General features: G+C 38.2%; 17 protein-coding genes. 4 read left to right on the plus strand and 13 right to left on the minus strand.

Going from position 1 to position 16920, the window contains the following annotated elements; all coding sequences use genetic code 11:
- Positions 1-7 precede the first annotated feature (7 nt).
- The 7 genes from asnB to K364_RS24720 form a co-directional block, all read right to left on the minus strand.
- The gene (gene asnB, locus K364_RS0118435) at positions 8-1858 is read right to left on the minus strand and encodes an asparagine synthase (glutamine-hydrolyzing) (RefSeq protein ID WP_028309252.1); all 1851 of its coding nucleotides are present in this window, start codon (positions 1856-1858) and stop codon (positions 8-10) included.
- A 165-nt stretch (positions 1859-2023) separates the two neighbouring features.
- Positions 2024-3304, minus strand: coding sequence for a J domain-containing protein (locus K364_RS0118445; protein WP_028309253.1), 1281 nt, complete (start codon positions 3302-3304; stop codon positions 2024-2026).
- Between the two features lie 19 nt (positions 3305-3323).
- The gene (locus K364_RS0118450) at positions 3324-5183 is read right to left on the minus strand and encodes an Hsp70 family protein (protein ID WP_028309254.1); all 1860 of its coding nucleotides are present in this window, start codon (positions 5181-5183) and stop codon (positions 3324-3326) included.
- The gene (gene grpE / locus K364_RS0118455) at positions 5183-5833 is read right to left on the minus strand and encodes a nucleotide exchange factor GrpE (RefSeq protein ID WP_028309255.1); all 651 of its coding nucleotides are present in this window, start codon (positions 5831-5833) and stop codon (positions 5183-5185) included. Before grpE ends, K364_RS0118450 begins: the two co-directional genes overlap by 1 nt.
- 235 nt (positions 5834-6068) lie before the next feature.
- Complete coding sequence (locus tag K364_RS24715) at positions 6069-6662, minus strand: hypothetical protein (RefSeq protein WP_051534212.1); 594 nt, start codon at positions 6660-6662, stop codon at positions 6069-6071.
- Positions 6663-6849: 187 nt separating this feature from the next.
- Entirely contained in the window at positions 6850-7260 is a 411-nt protein-coding gene (locus K364_RS0118465) for a PocR ligand-binding domain-containing protein (RefSeq protein ID WP_028309256.1), read from the minus strand.
- Between the two features lie 87 nt (positions 7261-7347).
- Positions 7348-8166: a polysaccharide deacetylase family protein gene (locus K364_RS24720; RefSeq protein ID WP_084296059.1), complete on the minus strand. Its 819-nt coding sequence runs from the start codon at positions 8164-8166 to the stop codon at positions 7348-7350.
- 224 nt (positions 8167-8390) lie between these two features.
- Here K364_RS24720 and K364_RS0118475 point away from each other — a divergent pair, with 224 nt between their 5' ends.
- The 3 genes from K364_RS0118475 (at position 8391) to K364_RS0118485 (ending at position 10250) form a co-directional block, all read left to right on the plus strand.
- Complete coding sequence (locus K364_RS0118475; RefSeq protein ID WP_028309257.1) at positions 8391-9518, plus strand: radical SAM protein; 1128 nt, start codon at positions 8391-8393, stop codon at positions 9516-9518.
- A gap of 158 nt (positions 9519-9676) precedes the next feature.
- The gene (locus K364_RS0118480; RefSeq protein WP_028309258.1) at positions 9677-10009 is read left to right on the plus strand and encodes a type II toxin-antitoxin system Phd/YefM family antitoxin; all 333 of its coding nucleotides are present in this window, start codon (positions 9677-9679) and stop codon (positions 10007-10009) included.
- Entirely contained in the window at positions 9999-10250 is a 252-nt protein-coding gene (locus K364_RS0118485; RefSeq protein ID WP_028309259.1) for a type II toxin-antitoxin system RelE family toxin, read from the plus strand. Before K364_RS0118480 ends, K364_RS0118485 begins: the two co-directional genes overlap by 11 nt.
- Positions 10251-10425: 175 nt before the next feature.
- Here K364_RS0118485 and K364_RS24725 read toward each other — a convergent pair whose 3' ends face one another.
- From K364_RS24725 to K364_RS0118500, 3 genes are read right to left on the minus strand one after another with little or no spacing between them, the layout of a single operon-like run.
- Positions 10426-11349: an amidohydrolase family protein gene (locus K364_RS24725; protein ID WP_051534213.1), complete on the minus strand. Its 924-nt coding sequence runs from the start codon at positions 11347-11349 to the stop codon at positions 10426-10428.
- On the minus strand, positions 11316-12248 hold the full coding sequence (locus K364_RS24730; RefSeq protein WP_051534214.1) for an amidohydrolase family protein: 933 nt from the start codon (positions 12246-12248) through the stop codon (positions 11316-11318). Before K364_RS24730 ends, K364_RS24725 begins: the two co-directional genes overlap by 34 nt.
- A complete protein-coding gene (locus K364_RS0118500; protein ID WP_028309260.1) occupies positions 12248-13342 on the minus strand; it encodes an AI-2E family transporter in 1095 nt (364 codons plus the stop codon). The genes K364_RS24730 and K364_RS0118500 overlap by 1 nt, the downstream gene beginning before the upstream one ends.
- A 200-nt stretch (positions 13343-13542) precedes the next feature.
- Here K364_RS0118500 and K364_RS0118505 point away from each other — a divergent pair, with 200 nt between their 5' ends.
- The gene (locus K364_RS0118505; RefSeq protein ID WP_028309261.1) at positions 13543-14913 is read left to right on the plus strand and encodes a glucose-6-phosphate isomerase; all 1371 of its coding nucleotides are present in this window, start codon (positions 13543-13545) and stop codon (positions 14911-14913) included.
- Between the two features lie 112 nt (positions 14914-15025).
- Here the strand turns inward: K364_RS0118505 and thmT are convergent, their stop codons facing one another.
- The 3 genes from thmT to K364_RS0118520 form a co-directional block, all read right to left on the minus strand.
- Positions 15026-15214: a 2-hydroxymuconate tautomerase gene (gene thmT / locus K364_RS0118510; protein WP_028309262.1), complete on the minus strand. Its 189-nt coding sequence runs from the start codon at positions 15212-15214 to the stop codon at positions 15026-15028.
- 89 nt (positions 15215-15303) lie between these two features.
- Positions 15304-16038: a type II toxin-antitoxin system Phd/YefM family antitoxin gene (locus K364_RS0118515; protein ID WP_028309263.1), complete on the minus strand. Its 735-nt coding sequence runs from the start codon at positions 16036-16038 to the stop codon at positions 15304-15306.
- A 167-nt stretch (positions 16039-16205) separates the two neighbouring features.
- Positions 16206-16913, minus strand: coding sequence for a response regulator transcription factor (locus K364_RS0118520; RefSeq protein ID WP_028309264.1), 708 nt, complete (start codon positions 16911-16913; stop codon positions 16206-16208).
- Positions 16914-16920: the final 7 nt, after the last annotated feature.

A 16920-nucleotide genomic window follows, 5' to 3' on the forward strand; every position in this document is an offset into this window, starting at 1 on the left:
CATCCTATCACACTATTTGTATTTTGTAGGCTTTTAGCCAGGAATTAATCTGGTACAAATATGCATAAAACTGAGCTTCACCCATCAACTGACCAAACCAGGGGAGCCCAAAATCTTTTTGGCTGTTCTTTAGCATGTTGTTGACTAAAACCACATCAATTAAGGGAAGTATGGGTGAATTCTTGTCAGTAAGAATATTTTTAACCAGGTTTTTTGTAGCCTGTAAATACTGGGGATTGTGGGTCTTTGGATATGGACTCTTTTTTCTCCATAAAACATCATCTGGGAGAATACCTACAAGGGCTTCTCTAAGCAGTCCCTTTTCTCTGCCCTTGAGCTGCTTAACATCCCATGGAATATTCCATGCATACTCTACAAGCCTGTGGTCACAGAAGGGTACCCTTACCTCAAGACCAACGGCCATACTCATCCTATCCTTTCTATCAAGCAAAGTAGGCATCCATCTGGTAAGGGTTAAATAAAGTATTTCTTTAATACGTGCTTCTCCTGCACCTTCACCTGGTAATTTCGGCACCTCAGATAGGGCTTCCTGGTATCTGTCCTGTATATATTGTCTTGGGTTAAGCTGCTTTTGCAGGTCGTGGGAGAGAACCTTCTCTCTAATATCAATATTGGTTGACCAGGGAAATGTTCCTGAATTAATAAGATTCTCTCTATGAAACCAGGGATAACCGCCAAATATCTCGTCAGCACACTCTCCTGACAAGGCAACAGTTGCACCTTTTTTGATCTGTTGGCAAAAAAGTAAAAGAGATGCATCAACATCTGCCATACCAGGTAGATCCCTTGCATGGACTGCTAAATCTAAGGCTTTTATTTGTTCCATGGTATCCAGGTTTATATAATGATGCTTGGTGTTTAAGTATTCCGCCATTACTTTTATCCAGGGATTGTCTGGATCAGGATGAAAATCATTTGACTTAAAATGAATATCATTATCAACAAAATCAACTGAATAAGTATGGATGGGTCCATTCCCCTGCATCTTAAGCTCTTGAGCTGCCACTGCTGTAATTGCACTTGAATCTACTCCTCCTGATAGCAGAGTGCATACAGGAACATCAGCCACCAGCTGTCTGCTAACTGCATCACAAAAAAGATATCTTACCTTTTCTAATGTTTTTCTTAAATCATCTTCATGATGACGACTTTCTAAAGCCCAGTATTTTCCTGTCTTTAGGCCATTTCGGTTTAGTATTAAATAGTGACCTGGTTTTACCTCTGATATTTGCTTAAACACTCCATGCCCTGGAGTTCTAGCCGGACCTAAGGCAAGGATTTCCGCCAGGCCTTCTAGGTTTATCTTTGGCTCAACATAGGGATTAGCTAACAGGGCTTTTTGTTCTGAGGCAAAGATAAATCTATTGTTTTGATAGGTGTAAAACAGGGGCTTTACTCCAATTCTATCCCTTGCTAGATATAGTGTTTCGTCTCCATCATCCCAGATAGCAAAGGCAAAAATCCCGTTATAGTGTTCAACACAAGCAGGACCCCATTCCAGGTATCCCACTAACACCACCTCTGTATCAGATCTTGTGTAAAAGTTATGTCCTCTTGCCTGTAGTTCTTGACGCACTTCATCTGTATTGTATAATTCGCCGTTATATACTATTACATAATCTCTGTTGCCTACCCGGCGTACCATTGGCTGCAGGCCACCCTCAGGGTCAACCACTATAAGTCTCCTGTGGACCAGGGATGCCCTTTGTGAAACCCACATCCCATCTGCATCAGGACCCCTATGTGTCAGTTCTTCCATCATCCTCTTAGCCTGCTTTTTTCTGTCCCCTCTGGTCAAATCATTCTCCCAATCTATCCACCCTGCTATTCCACACATTTCCTTCAACCTCCTTGAAAACGATTTTCTTTATCAGCAATATCATATGCAAGGAGAAACTTTAGGTGCTTGTACATGCTGCATTTATTAAACAGGAAATGCATCAATTAAAACAGGAAATGCATCCAAAATGTCAATTTGTCAAGCCTGACCCTTGTTAGTTGGTTAATATTTAATTTTGCGTCTGGCTTCCCTGTTTAGATTGGGTAATTTTTCTGCAAACATTTCATCCCACATTTCCTGGTATTCCAAATAAACCAGTTTATATCTCTTCTTTAGACGTGCCAGACCCTCTGCAAAGCCTTCATCATCAAAGCCAAAATCTTCATGTATTGTATCGGGCACAGAAGCTGAGAATTCCAGATAGGCTTGGAAGCTATGTTCCTTAAGATATGTTTCAAGAGCTGCTATGTAGACGAGAGGAAATAACTCTTCATCTTTGTGGATCATGTCAATTTCATTTCTAAGAGCCATCTTTTTTTGTAAAAGAGAAAATTCCTTTTTAAGTACACTATCATTAGGCTGTAAAAGCCTGAGTAGTTCCATGAATATAGAGGCAGTTTTATAATTATGAACTCCCATGTTGCCTTCATATTCAAATAATATAGAATCTATTACAAACTCCCTTTCCTCTTCATCCATCTTTAAACTTTTTAAGTATTTTTTGGTCTGAGAAAGGACCTTGCCTTTAAAATTCCACTTACCGCTATAAGCCATGGCATCAATCCAGTTCAAGTAGTAAACAATATCCTCAGGCTCCTGCTTATCATTTGGTAAAGAATCAATTTTTGCTTGTGCCATTTCCCAGAGATTCTGCAGCATATCAAGCTCCAGATAAACATTACGAAACAATACATAATAATCATGGACATGGTGAGGATGCAATGCATGTATCTCATGCAGCACCGACAAGGCTTCTTCATACTCTTCTCCATCAACAAGGATGCGAGTTTTTCCCAGTAAGACGTATATTTTATAATCCTCTGGTGCAGTTTCATATGCCCTGTCAAGATACAGGTTAAAATCAGCAGTCTTTTCTAGCTCATAAGAAATATATGCCAGGGTTAACATAACCTGGACACTTGTGCTGTCAATTTTTAAAGCATCTTCAAAGCACTGCAATGCCTTGTCCATTTGCCCCTTTTCCAGATAATAGTTGCCCTTATCAATAATCTTATCTATTTTGCCTCCATATTTGCGTGCAAAATCATATTCACTTCGCTTTTGGGGGCTTTTTAATGTTTCATAAGCCATACGAATCTTCTGGAATTCCTCTGGATGGGTTTCAGGAGGAAATGCTTTAACACCTTCTATATACTTTTCTTTAATCTTTTTTTGAGAAGCATTAGCAGTTGTTCCTAGTATTTTGTAATAATTTTCCATGGTGTGCTGAGGTTTTTTCTTTTTTTTCGCAGCATCTGGGTTTCTCCATGTATTGTCAAACATTCCTTACTAACCACCCTTCTTAAGTTTCCAATTCTATTAGAGCATCTGTTGCATTATTAATTGCTTCAAGAATTTCCTCAACATCTTCCATTTCCTCAACTGCATTGAGAGATTCTATAATTTCCTGCAAGCCTGCACTTTCCTCACTTGATGCATGTTCCAGGAGATGCTTGGACCTCTTAATAAGCCTTTTAACTTCCTGTTTTAACTCTGTGATGTTTTTTTCAACATCTTCAGCTTCATAATCTTCCACGGCATCATCCAAAAATTGCTGAAATCTCTTCCATTCTTCCTCTTCTGCACTTAGCACATCTTCTTTAACATCCTTCCATAAATTCTCCAAGGAAGTTGTGCTTTCCAAAAAGGACTCTTCGGAGAAACGATCCAATGCATCCTGCATGAGCACACTCATTTCTCTGTCATTGGAAAGACATTTTGCTGAAACCTCCAAAATCCCATTTATATTATAATGAAATTTGACTTCAATACTTTCAGCACCTGCAGAATTAGAGGGAATACCTTCAAGTAAGAATTTCCCCAAATGGTGGTTATATTTAACTCTTTCATGCTCTCCCTGGTAAACCTCAATACTAACAGCTTCCTGACCATCATTAACTGTATAATATTTCTCTGATCTTGTAACTGGTATTGTAGTGTTTTTGGGTATTATTACAGAAAAACCCCCTGGCCTATAGGAAATGCCCTTCCACTGTTCCAGAACTGAAATACCCATGGAAAAGGGTGCCACATCAGTTACTACCATGCCGCTTTTAGAAAGTAATCCTGATTTAATACCAGCCTGAACTGCCGCACCTAAAGCAACTGCTTCATCTGGATGCACATCCTTCCTGGGTGATTTTCCAAAGAATTGGCTGATTAATCTGCTTACCATGGGTATTCTGGTGGATCCTCCTACAAGAAGTATTTCATCAATTTCTTCAACAGTTAATTCTGCCTGGGTTAAAACCTCCTGAACCTTATCCATGGTTTCCTTTAGCAAGTCCTCTATCATCTCTTCAAAAAAGTTACGTTCAATGCTTGTAGATAATCCTATAGGTGTTTTATCCTTAAATAAGACAACTGGAAGAGAAATTTCTACAGTATCCCTTTCTGATAAAAGTTTTTTAACTTGTTCTGCCTCTTCTTTCAAAATTGCCTTGGCACGTAGGTCATCCAATGGATTAACTCCATGCTGTGCTTGTATTTTCTGGGCCATCCATTCTGCGATTCTCCAGTCAAAATCCTCTCCACCTAGCTGGCTGTTACCTGTTGATGCCTTTACATCCAATATTCCGCCCATTATCTCCACTACAGATACATCAAAGGTACCGCCTCCAAGATCATACACTAGAATATGCTTGTCTTTATCCAAGTTGAATAGTCCATATGCCATGGCTGCTGCCGTGGGCTCATTAACAATTCTTTCTACTATAAAACCTGCCAGCTCTCCAGCCTGTTTAGTAGCCCTGCGCTGTTTATCAGTAAAATATGCAGGGACAGTAATAACTGCCTCCTTATCTCCTTCACCAAGTCTGGCATCAACAAACTCCTTTAGTTTCTTTAGTATTAGAGCAGATATTTCGTGGGGTAAAAATGCTTGTCCTGCTAAAATTATTTCTTCCTCTGAACCCATTTTACGTTTTACTGCAGCTATTGTTCGGCTGGGCATGGCAATTAGTGCATCCTGTGCAGTTTTTCCCACTTCAACCTGGCCCTGCTGATTGATATGAACAACAGATGGTATTATACGTTCTCCAGATGGAGATGGTATGATTTCTGGCCTTCCTTTGTTAATGAAGGCTACAGCTGAATTAGTTGTACCCAGATCTATTCCAACTATTGGGTGACCATTCTGGTTATTATTAATTGTTTTTTTCATTAATTTGGTTGCTCCTCTCCATTACTATCAAGGTCTTCATACTCACTATCTGCAACGGTAATAACTTGGGCCTTCCTTAACAGGATACCATCACTGTTGACAAAACCCCTTTTAAAAATAGTAACTATTTGGCAGTAGGCTGTAATTTCCATATTCAACTGTTCCTTGGTTACTGTACCTATGGATTCTGCATATAATGGATCAAAGCCCTTACCTAAAAGTTCAATTTCTATAATCCCATTGTCCCTTAAGGCTTCAAGGATTCTGTTAGCCCAGCCTTTAAATAGTCCCTGCCAACTATCCTTTCCTTCTTCATGTACTTCTGAATCGTGAAGACGAATAATTGCTAAGTCAATATCATCTAATATCTCAATAAGGCAGTTAACAGCAGCATTATTTTGCATTTGCAGCTGCTGATGTTCAGTTTTGAGTTGTTCTAACATTAAAAAACTCTTCATGTACTTTTCCTGACCATCTATTATTTCCTGGGTAGCTTTGTAGTGCATACGAAGCATTTTATTACCCTGTTGGCTATTTTCGTCTAGTTTTTCCAATAAAAGTTGATTAGTTTTTTCTTGAGCATCTAACCTTTTATTTATTTCCACTAATTCTGAATCTAGTTTACTGTTGTTCCAAAATTTCCAAAACACTTAAACACATCCTTTTTTCTCTAAGTCATCTTTTTCCCATAATTCGTCATATTTTTTAGATTTGCAGCATATTCTAGGATATCATGTATAAATAGCAACCAATAACATTTATATTCTAACATAAATTTCTATATTATGTATAACTGCTGTTCATCATTTTCTTTACAAAAAAGCCATTATAACTTCTTCAAAACACTATTTATCCCATGGTTAACCACCACTAAGACTCCATCCTCTATCTCTGCACTGGTATTTCTGAAGTGTCAATACCAAGCTTCTCAAAATCATCCTTGCTTTTCAGCATCAGAGCGTAATTCATTTTTTCGTCTTTTTTGACAAGATGACCCATTTGCTCTTCAATAAATTTAAAATATCCATTAACTCCAAACTCCTTTGTCCATAGCTCTATTGACTTCTCTATCCTCAGAAGACATTTCACAGGAGTTTCAAAATATTTCTTTAAATCACCTGATGTGTTTAGGTCATATGTTTTATTTGCTATAGTAAATATCTCCTGATTCGTAAAAGGGTCAAAGCTTGCCAATAATCCTTCAAGAAAGGCCTTGTTCTCATCAGTGACAAATCTGTCGTAATCATATTCTATCCCATTGATATATCCATCAATCTTTAACAGGCACATATGGATTGCATCAATGGCATGCCTTCCATTTCTTAAAGAATCTTTGCGATGGAGCTTCAAGAGATTTCCTTCCATTGGGTACAGTAAGAAGCTGTACTCTTCCTCATCACCTTTAGGGATTGTACCAAATTCCTTTGCCATTCTTGAAGATATTCTTTCAAGCTTGTAATAATCCACATGTTTTTTCAAAAATATCACTCCCTTGTTCATTGCATCTATTTTACCATAGCCAATCGTCAAGCTACACTAACTTTTTTGTAACCACCCCATCTGCAATATCTACTGTCGTGGCCAGGTCAAACCCCTCTGACTTGCAAGGATAACTTTATGATGGCTCTCAAACATTAACTTGGTGGCTCAAATGGCATTAGATTATTTATATAAAATTACCTAATGAAAGGACTATTACTTGTGTAATAGTCCTTTTAGTGGGATTTAGAGATAGTCCGCATACAATATTTCCAATATGCATAGTGTTCATGAAAACAGGGACAGCTAGACCTATTAGGCCGGCATGACATCTAAATACATAAGGTTCATCCCATTTAACAGCTTCGCGACCAGCTGTTGCATATGATTTATAACACTTGTACTCAGCAGAACATCTAATTATTTTACAGAAATCCGGCATTCTTGAACTACCTGGATCTATTACTGGAATGCCATCCAGATCTGTTAAAGACACACCTAATCCTGTTGTTTCCGAAAAGGATTCTATTATATCCTCAAGGATTTTTTTATTTGGAAAAGTATTGCTGTCCTCCTGACCTATCTTAATATCAGTCATTTTCCCTCTCCAGAAATGTCGCTATATTTCAATAATTCTATATAGCCTGTTAAACTCCTGTAAAAAGTATAATGATTATTCTTTTAATTATTTTTTGTACGGCAAACCAAGAAGCTTATCTATAGTTGTAAATTCATATCCATCCTTTTTTAAAACCTTGATTATATCACTTAATGCTTTAATTGTTCCGCTCAGGTCCTCACCAACACCACCTGCAGAATGTTGAAGAATAATTGAGCCTTCAATGACATTTTCCAGGATATTAGTCTTTACCTCTTCTGCTGATAGTCCCTTCCAATCCAGGGAATCAACGCTCCAGGCAATATGCTTGTATCCCCTCTTTGCAACTAGCTCTACTTTTTCTCTATCCATGGAACCATAGGGAGATCTAAATAAAATAGGAATATAGCCTGCAAGCCTATTAATGATCTCATCTGTCTGTTTTAGCTCCTCAATAACCTTGTCGTTAGACAGTTTAATTATATTGGGATGGGACCATGTATGGTTTCCAATAATATGGCCCTCCGAAGCCATTCTTTTTAATACTTCAGGAAACAACTCACACCTTCTTCCAACTACAAAAAATGTAGCTGGAACTTCATGCTCCTTGAGCACATCTAGAATCTGGGGAGTAAACAAATCATCTGGCCCATCATCAAAGGTTAATGCTATTAGCTTTTTTTCATTTGAGCCAAAGCGAAAGAAAACATCTGGGTACTCTGATGCTAGATCAATTATCTCTCTTTGCGGGAACCCTCTCCCCTCTCTTTCAGGTCCTCCCGCCAGGTCAAAATCATTTACTTGAGCTCGCTGACCATAATTACTACCTGGAATGACAAAGATCCATAATAAAAACATGCCTATACCAAAAATTCCAATAAGATAATATAAAGGTCTATGCTTCATATTTATCACCTCAGCAACTATTTTCCCCTTTTAATGCACACTTCATGTATTACAATAAAAATGGTGGGTTTTATTTTCTGCAGCATTTGAGCATTAAGATTGCCAGGTATAGTTTCGTAAAGTTTAAAAACAATTTCCCAGTGCTGAATATGCCCAATTGTTATTGATTGCAGGTCTTTTATCAAGTATCATTAATGTAAAATGTAATATAAAGGGAGATTACCATGATTAAACTCCGGGAACTGTTCTTGGGTAAAAAGAGAATACAAAGGCCTCTAGAAGCCATACAGGTAGGCATATCCCCTATTTGCAATTTAAAGTGCACCTTTTGCCCCACAACATTTATACCGGAAGAAAAAGCAGAGCTCATGACTTTTAAGGATTTTTCGCTGCTTGAGCCTTATTTTTCATGGACCAATTGGGTTTATCTCCAGGGATGGGGCGAACCATTGCTAAACAAAAGCATATGGAAAATGGCTGCCCTGGTAAAGGCTTCTGACACCAAGGTGGGTTTTACAACTAACGGAACCTTGTTAAATGAGGAAATTGCCCAGAGACTTATCAAAGATGGGATAGATTTGGTTTCTATCTCCGTGGCAGGGGATGCCTCAAAAATTCATAATAAGCTTAGAAAGGGTTCAGAATTTACTACTATTATAAATAATGTAAAATACTTGATTGATCTAAAGAAAAAGCTTCGTTCAGCTACTCCCAAGGTAAGCCTATCTTACATGCTAACAAAGGACAGTATAATACACCTTCCAGAAACAGTTAAGTTAGCCCATAAAATAGGGGCTGATGATCTATATGCTATAAATCTAGATTATGTATTCAGTCATGAGGCTGACGAGAATAAGGTATTTAACTGGGGAGGAAAACCCCGTGAGGATTATGAAAGGATCACTGGAGATTCTAAAAAAATAGCCGCAGAGCTAGACTTCTCCTTTAGATCCTATTTATTAAGCATGGAGGAACAAGAGCCTGTTTGCGAGCTAAATCCAAATAGATTTGTATTTATTACCGCAGATGGAGATGTAACACCTTGTACCTATTTAGGCAGAAAGATAAACCCAAGGGTATATGAAGGCAGGCTAATTGAATTACCAAGGAAAACCTTTGGTAATATTAAAGTCAATACTTTTGAAGAAATCTGGGAAAGAGCAGATTATCAGGAGTTTCGTAACAGGTTCACTGTTCGTCTGCAGGAATATAATATGCTAATGAGTGCCTTTACTGACCATGAGCCTAACCTGCTAAGGATAAAGGAAGCCGAAAAAAAATACGCAGAGGGTTTAAAGAAAAACCCCCTGCCTGTAGAATGCCAAAGCTGCCCAAAGGCATATGGAATTTAAGCTATATAATACTTATTAAAACTATACAAACTAATTATTTGACAAAAAATGAGCTGCTATTTTCCTGTTGGAGGTCTGCTAGTTATAACTAATTTTATATATAATATTGCATAAAATTTTATGATGCCCTATAATGTAATTACTGGAGGTGAATACAGTTGTTTACACAAGATAAGTTTATTTCCACATCAGAGTTACAGCAAAACGTTTCAAAAACTATTGACAAAGTTAAAAATCAAGATGTTATTATTATTCGTAACAATAAGCTCGAAGCTGCGATTATCAGCATTGAAAAATACAATCAATTTCTTGATTATCTGCAATGGAAAAATATAAGTGATGCATTGGACAAATTGCCCACTGAAAATATTTCTAATAAAGAAGCTGATAAAGCAATAGCTTTGCTTCGACACGCCCAAAAAGAACAAAAGTTTACTGCTGATGAAATAGAAAAAATTGCTGAATCAGGAATAGACTACAATGAATTATAGTGTTCGTTTTTCAAAATCGGTTATGAAAAAAATCCTTAAATACCAAAAACCGACTCGTGATAGAATCTATAAAGCATTAAATAATTTACCGCATGGTGATATTAAAAAGCTGCAAGGGCAAAATAATCCACCCTTTTTTAGATTGAGAATTGGTAATATGAGGGCTTTATTCGTAAAAGATGATTATAAAATGGAGATTTTTGTTTTTGGATTAGAGACAAGAGGCGATATTTACAAATAATAAGCAATTTTGCCGTTTCAATCTCGAATGCTTGAATCTTTTACTTTCATATCTAAATTATAAATAAACTTCAAAGCATTCCTTGGACCAGGTTTAACTTTTATTATTTAAAGCAGTGAGATTTCCTGCCCCCGGTATCCTGTACTTTCCAAAACGATACATTACTGACCATTTATTATACGTTAAGATTGAGCTTGCCTGCATTATTTAACAGTTTCAGAGAGTTTTCTCTAAAGATAAGGGTTAGCTCGTCCTCTTTCAGGCCTCCCTGCTCCTTGATATCTTCTATAAACAGGGTAAAGTCAGCTTCCCTTTGCTTTCTTGGATATACCAGCAGGGGAAAGTCTGAGCCAAATAGTATTTTTTCAGCACCAACAAGCCCAGTTACTGCTTTAAAAACACCCATTTTATATAATAGTGGGCTCCCAGCTGAATCGTAATAAACATTTTTCATGGTTTCCCTGACCTCTGGCCAGAGTTCAAAATATGGCAGCCCTCCACCCCAGTGGGCAAGAATCAGCTTTAAATCCGGCAGTCTCCTGGCCAGCTCATAAAAGCCTTGTATGGGAGTGGGATCCTTGCCAGGATATATTTTCCCCACAGGCTCCCCAGCATGAATATTCACCAGCATGTTGCATTTTGCAGCAGCCTCCATTAAATTCAGAAAGTCCTTGTCATTTAAATCCCAGCCCTGCCCGCCTGGTCCCATTTCACCAACACCTGCAAAGCCCATTTCATAGCACCTTTCCATTTCCCATATGGCACGCCAGCCAGCTCTGGGATTTACACTTGCAAAGGCTATAAAACGCTCAGGATGCCTGCTGATTAAGTCATGCATATAGTCATTATGATATCTGCATAATCCATGGTCTCTCCAGTACCACCCCTGCATTACTATCTTCTCTACACCTGCTTCATCTGCCAGGGCTACAGCCTCTTCACAAGTAGCATAGCGTTGGATTGTGCATTTGGGATCTGCAAGGACGCCAAAATACGTATCTAGCCTGCAGTACTTCTCTTGATTTCTAATTACGTCGGGAGGAAACATGTGGGTATGGATATCTATTATTCCCCCCTGTCCAGCATGGGATAGCTGCATGTCTTGTCTCCCCCTTCCTTAAGAAGGCCTAACAGCCTTAAAGCGTTCCTGCCTAAAACATCATCCAAGGCTTCCTTGGATTCTATTTGGGTACGTATCTCATTAATCATTGTTATGAAATCTGGCTGTTTCTCACTTTGGGGGTATAAAAGTAAGGGATAATCTGTTCCAAAAAGTATTTTTCTATGTCCTACAAGGTTTATTGTGGACATATAAACCTGTGGTGAACAGATAAGTGGGCTTGCCGCCGTATCATAATACACATTGGTAAAGGCTTTGCTGATTTCAGGCATGAGCTCATAAAAGGGCAGTCCTCCACCCCAGTGGGCAAGAATTACCTTCAATAACGGTTTAGCCATAATCAGGTGTACATAGTCATTCAAGGGAACATCTGATTTGCCAAAGTAAAAGGCTCCTACAGGCTCACTAATATGGAGACTTATAGGAACATCAAAATCCATACATAAGTCACATATTCTCAGGAAGCTGTCATCCCCTAGAGAAAAGCTTTGCCCATAGGGGTCCAGCTCACCTACCCCTGCCATGCCTGCCTGGATGCATCTTTTAACCTCTCGCTGTGCATTTATTCCATCATTGGGATTGACTACACAAAATCCTATAATCCTATCTGGGTAAGCTTTCATTGCTTCAAGGACATAATCATTCTGCATTACACAATATTCGTGGGACAAGAATGGCCACCCCTGAATTACTATTTTATCCACCCCGTCCTTATTCATTTGCTCAAGAGCTTCTTTGTAAGTTACAAAAAACTGTTTGGTATGATTGGCCGGCGTTGCCATTGATAGAAAACCAAAATAATCATCTCTCATTGCAAAGCCTTTAGGATCCTTTACAATCTGTTCAGGAAGGATATGGGTATGAAAATCAACTATCATTATTTTTCTTCAGCTCCTTCAGCCATGCGCAGCTTTATCAAGGAATGTACATGAATTACCACCACTTTTCCCACGGCATAGGTGGGTATTGCCAGAATCATTCCCAGGATACCTGCAAGGCTTCCTGCTGTTAATAATACAACTATAATTGTGACAGGATGAATGGCAAGCTTACGGCCAAAAACCTGGGGGGCAATAAGTTGGCTCTCTATCTGCTGTATTATAAACACAAAAAACAGCACCTGCAGGGCAGTCCAGGGAGATTGGATTAGACCAACTATCATGCCAGGTATTGTTCCAATAATAGGGCCAAAATAGGGTACAACATTGGTAACCATTGCAATTAAAGCCAGCAGAAGTGCATAGTCCAGCCCAATTATCATGTAGGCCAAATATACCATGAAGCCCACAAAAAAACTTACAATTAACTGGCCCTGTATAAAAGAACTAATGGTCTTATTCATTTGGGCTAAAATCTCCAGTCCTTCATCCTGATATTTGCTGGGCAGATATTTTACTATAGCTTTTGGAAGCTTGTGACCATCCTTTAGCATGTAAAAGAGGATAAAGGGAATGGTAATAAAGATTATTAAAATATTAGTTATAAATCCAATTAAATAGTAAGTCTGGTCAATGGCCGTGGACACAAACTTTTCCACTTCAGCAGCATAATCCACAGTCCTCCATCTCTCAAAGGAATCAGTCTCCTGAAATCTTTCAAAAATAGTACTCTCCTGAAAATCAATAAATGTTCTATGAAGCTGGTTTAAAAACCTGGGAGCATTTTCTATAAGATTTAATAGCTGAAATTGAATGATAGGTCCTATATATAGTATTGTAATTGTTAAAATACCCAGGAGCACAATATAAATAATTAAAATAGCTAAACCTTTAGGTATTCTTTTTGAATGAAGCCAATTGACTATGGGACTTGTCAAATAGTATAGAATCCCTGCAATCAGCACGGGGAAAAAAATAGTTGAGATTAGAACAACTATGGGCCTGAAAATGAAGGAAATATTTGTTCCCACTAATATTATTAAAAATATAAGCAATACCCACAGAGCTGCCTGAAAAGCCTTTGAATTAAGCATTATCTTCACCTGAACACTTTATTGGATTTTTTTGTAACGTTTATATTATAATCCACTTTGTTCACAAACACCAACATTTATGGATATTTTCTTTATAATGATTAACAAGGTGTTCACAAGGCATACTAAAAATGATAAACTTAAACCCTAACAGGAATATTTAACCAATAAAATAATTAGAAGGAAGGGAGCCACCACTTATGACCACTGATATCAGATTTGACTACAGTAATGCGCAACCCTTTATTAAAAGTCATGAACTGGAATATATGAAAAGTAGGGCAGCAGCTGCCCATGAACTGCTTCACAGCAGAAAGGGTCCTGGCAGTGAATACACAGGATGGCTGAATTTACCCAATGATTTTGATAAAAATGAGTATGAAAGAATTAAGAAGGTTGCTGAAAAAATCAGAAATAAGGTTGAGGTATTTATTGTAATAGGAATTGGTGGTTCCTACCTTGGTGCTAAATCTGCAGTGGAAATTCTCAAGAACTCCTTTTATAATCAGCTTTCGAAAGACAGCCGCAGGTCTCCTGAAATTTATTTTGCCGGAAATAACATTAGTTCCACCTACCTTGCAAGGCTGGTGGAGCTGGTCAAGGATAGGGATTTTGCTATCAATGTTGTTTCCAAATCCGGCACCACCCTTGAGCCTGCCATTGCCTTCAGGGTATTCAGAGAGCTAATGGAAAAAAAATACGGGGCGGATGAAGCCAGGGAAAGAATAATTGCTACTACTGATAAATCAAAGGGTGCTTTAAAAAAATTATCAGACGAACAGGGCTATGAGACCTTTGTTGTACCTGATGATATAGGGGGACGCTATTCTGTGCTGACAGCAGTTGGTCTTTTCCCCCTTGCAGTTGCCGGTATAGATATAGATGAAATTATGTCTGGAGCAGCAAAGGCCTATAATAATTACAATAACAGTGATCTTGCAGTAAACCCATGCTACCAGTATGCTGCAATTAGAAATATTCTTTATGCCAAGGGCAAGAGTATTGAGCTGCTGGTAAATTACGAACCTGACCTTACTTTTTTTGCAGAATGGTGGAAGCAGCTTTTCGGAGAGAGTGAGGGTAAGGATAATAAAGGCATCTTTCCTGCCAGTGTTAATTTCACTACAGACCTCCATTCCCTCGGTCAGTACATACAGGATGGCAGACGTGACCTTTTTGCGACAACAATATGGGTAGAGAACCCACCTGTAAACATGGAGATAAAAGCAATTAAAGAGGATATTGATGGACTTAACTTCCTTGCTGGAAAAACAATTCATCATGTAAATGAAAAAGCCTGCCAGGGTACAATTCTAGCCCATACTGAAGGTGGAGTTCCTAATCTGAAGGTAAGCATACCAGACCTGGGTCCTCATACCTATGGGCAGCTTGTATACTTCTTTGAGAAGGCATGTGCAATAAGCGGCTACCTATTAGGTGTGAATCCCTTTGATCAACCAGGTGTGGAGACATATAAAAAGAACATGTTCGCATTACTAGGTAAGCCAGGGACAGAGGAAGCCAGGAAGGAAATTGAAAGAAAGCTTCATGATCTGGCAAGAAAGCTTTAATTAATTTAAATAGTGTTTAATAGTTTTAACTACAAAGTAAAGTAAAGTAAATAAAAAGGGACTGCCTCACAAACGAATTTAATAATTTATTGTGAGCAGCCCCTTTTATTCTTTATTCCATGTCAATTCGCAGCTTTCCAGCACTCCCAAGATTTGTTTTAGGCACATCTTGAATGACAACTGTTACACGCTCTGGAGGGACTCCCACACTTGTGCATACTGCTTCAGTAATCTTTTCCACCAAAACTCTTTTTTGTTCTGTAGTCCTGCCTTCAAGCATATCCACTCGTACTATTGGCATGTTTAATCACCTCTTGTATTTTTTCTACATTAATAATAATATGCTTTAGCTGTTAAGACAATAGATTCTAATATACTTCTATTGATGGACTAGATTTCAGAAAAAATATCTTTCAACGGCATCTCCAGACCCTCAAAAACTGTTGATTTTATGGTATCTCCTTCTCCAAAGCTTGCCATACTTTCCAGTTCTCTTTCCTTGGAAAAGGTGTATTGAGTGATGGCTTTGCTATCTATATCAACGACCCAGTATTCCAAGACCCCGCTTTTCATGTACAGATTAAGCTTGGTTATCATATCCTTGCCTTTTGTGGAAGGAGACAAGACTTCAACAAGTAGTGCGGGTATGCCCTCATACTTATTATCCTCATTGACCTTATCTTCATCACAAATCACAATCACATCTGGCTGGACAACATTAGGATCCTCTTCGAACTTGGTGGCATAACCAAACAGCCTTATATCTAATGGCGCTGTTAAGGATCGGCAGGGTTTTCCTTTAAAATAGTTGTTAAAGTGCCATGCAATTTCATTGACCACAACCTGATGGTTAAAACCAGGTGATGCCAATAGATAAATCTCACCATCAATTAATTCATATCGTTGATCAGAGGAATCAACCAGTGCCATATACTCCTCATAGCTGATTTTCCTTGTGGTTTTATACTTTAATGATTCTTCATGAACAAAATAATAGTCCGGCTCTTTATAGCGAGTAAGCTTGGCCACGCTCTTGCCGTTTTTCGTAATAATAATGTCTTCCTTTTCTGCCAGAGAAAGATATTTTCCAAAAGCATTCTGCAAATCAGTAGCATTAACACGCATGTTATCACCATCCACTTTTTAGCTATTATTATAATAAAAAATAGCTAATATGTCAATTTGTATTGGCTATATTCAAGGCCCAATGTAAAAGTTATTGTTACTGCTCTTTGAGGGCAAGCCCAAACTTTTTAGCAATGTAAATTTTGTACTTTTATTCCGGTCAGGAACTATTTATCAAAGTTGTTTGTATCATTGGATTTTACCATGTAAAGCTTGGTTGGCCTGCCTATTCCATATTCTAATGCTACCAATACTTTTCCTACATTTGTTAGATAATCAAGATAACGCCAAGCAGTTATCTTAGACATGTTCAGGGAGGTGGCAATTTGCTGACACGACAAGGGTTTATTTTGTTTTAACATAAAGCTAATAATCTGCTCTAAGGTAATCAGATGTAACCCTTTAGGCAAAGAAGGTTGAGCTTTTTGACTGGAATCCTCTCCAGGAGTAGTAATCCTATCTATGTCTGATTGGTTTAAGTCAGTTTTTTTGTTCAGAAGCAGCCGCAGCTTTTCGTAATTGCGAAGTGACTGTTCTAGTCTTTCCATATCGAAGGGTTTGATAATGTAATCTATAGCACCATAGCGCATAGTCTGATAGATAGTGTAAGTATCTTTGGCTGCAGTAATCAAAATTACATCAGTTGGAATATCCTGTTGACGAATCTGCTTCAGTATTTCCAGGCCATTGCCCTGTGGTAAAAATATATCTAATAGAACAATATCTGGTCGAAGCTGTTTAATTTGAGTAAGGGCATTATCCTGGCTGCTGCTGGTTCCTATTACCTTGAAAGGAACAATCTTTTCAGTAAACCGCTTATTGATGCTGACAACCATAGGATCATCTTCTACTATAAAGACAGTTATCTTTTTCAAAGAATTC

This window comes from Desulfitibacter alkalitolerans DSM 16504 (assembly GCF_000620305.1).
In the GTDB taxonomy this organism is placed as follows: Bacteria; Bacillota; DSM-16504; order Desulfitibacterales; family Desulfitibacteraceae; genus Desulfitibacter; species Desulfitibacter alkalitolerans.

Coding starts and splice junctions, on each gene's coding strand:
- asnB (WP_028309252.1), bottom strand. CDS start 1,858: ATGTGTGGAATAGCAGGGTGGATAGATTGGGAGAATGATTTGACCAGA.
- K364_RS0118505 (WP_028309261.1), top strand. CDS start 13,543: ATGACCACTGATATCAGATTTGACTACAGTAATGCGCAACCCTTTATT.
- K364_RS0118445 (WP_028309253.1), bottom strand. CDS start 3,304: ATGTTTGACAATACATGGAGAAACCCAGATGCTGCGAAAAAAAAGAAA.
- K364_RS24730 (WP_051534214.1), bottom strand. CDS start 12,248: ATGATAGTTGATTTTCATACCCATATCCTTCCTGAACAGATTGTAAAG.
- K364_RS0118475 (WP_028309257.1), top strand. CDS start 8,391: ATGATTAAACTCCGGGAACTGTTCTTGGGTAAAAAGAGAATACAAAGG.
- K364_RS0118465 (WP_028309256.1), bottom strand. CDS start 7,260: ATGACTGATATTAAGATAGGTCAGGAGGACAGCAATACTTTTCCAAAT.
- K364_RS0118500 (WP_028309260.1), bottom strand. CDS start 13,342: ATGCTTAATTCAAAGGCTTTTCAGGCAGCTCTGTGGGTATTGCTTATA.
- thmT (WP_028309262.1), bottom strand. CDS start 15,214: ATGCCAATAGTACGAGTGGATATGCTTGAAGGCAGGACTACAGAACAA.
- K364_RS0118515 (WP_028309263.1), bottom strand. CDS start 16,038: ATGCGTGTTAATGCTACTGATTTGCAGAATGCTTTTGGAAAATATCTT.
- K364_RS0118450 (WP_028309254.1), bottom strand. CDS start 5,183: ATGAAAAAAACAATTAATAATAACCAGAATGGTCACCCAATAGTTGGA.
- K364_RS0118485 (WP_028309259.1), top strand. CDS start 9,999: ATGAATTATAGTGTTCGTTTTTCAAAATCGGTTATGAAAAAAATCCTT.
- K364_RS24725 (WP_051534213.1), bottom strand. CDS start 11,349: ATGCAGCTATCCCATGCTGGACAGGGGGGAATAATAGATATCCATACC.
- K364_RS24720 (WP_084296059.1), bottom strand. CDS start 8,166: ATGAAGCATAGACCTTTATATTATCTTATTGGAATTTTTGGTATAGGC.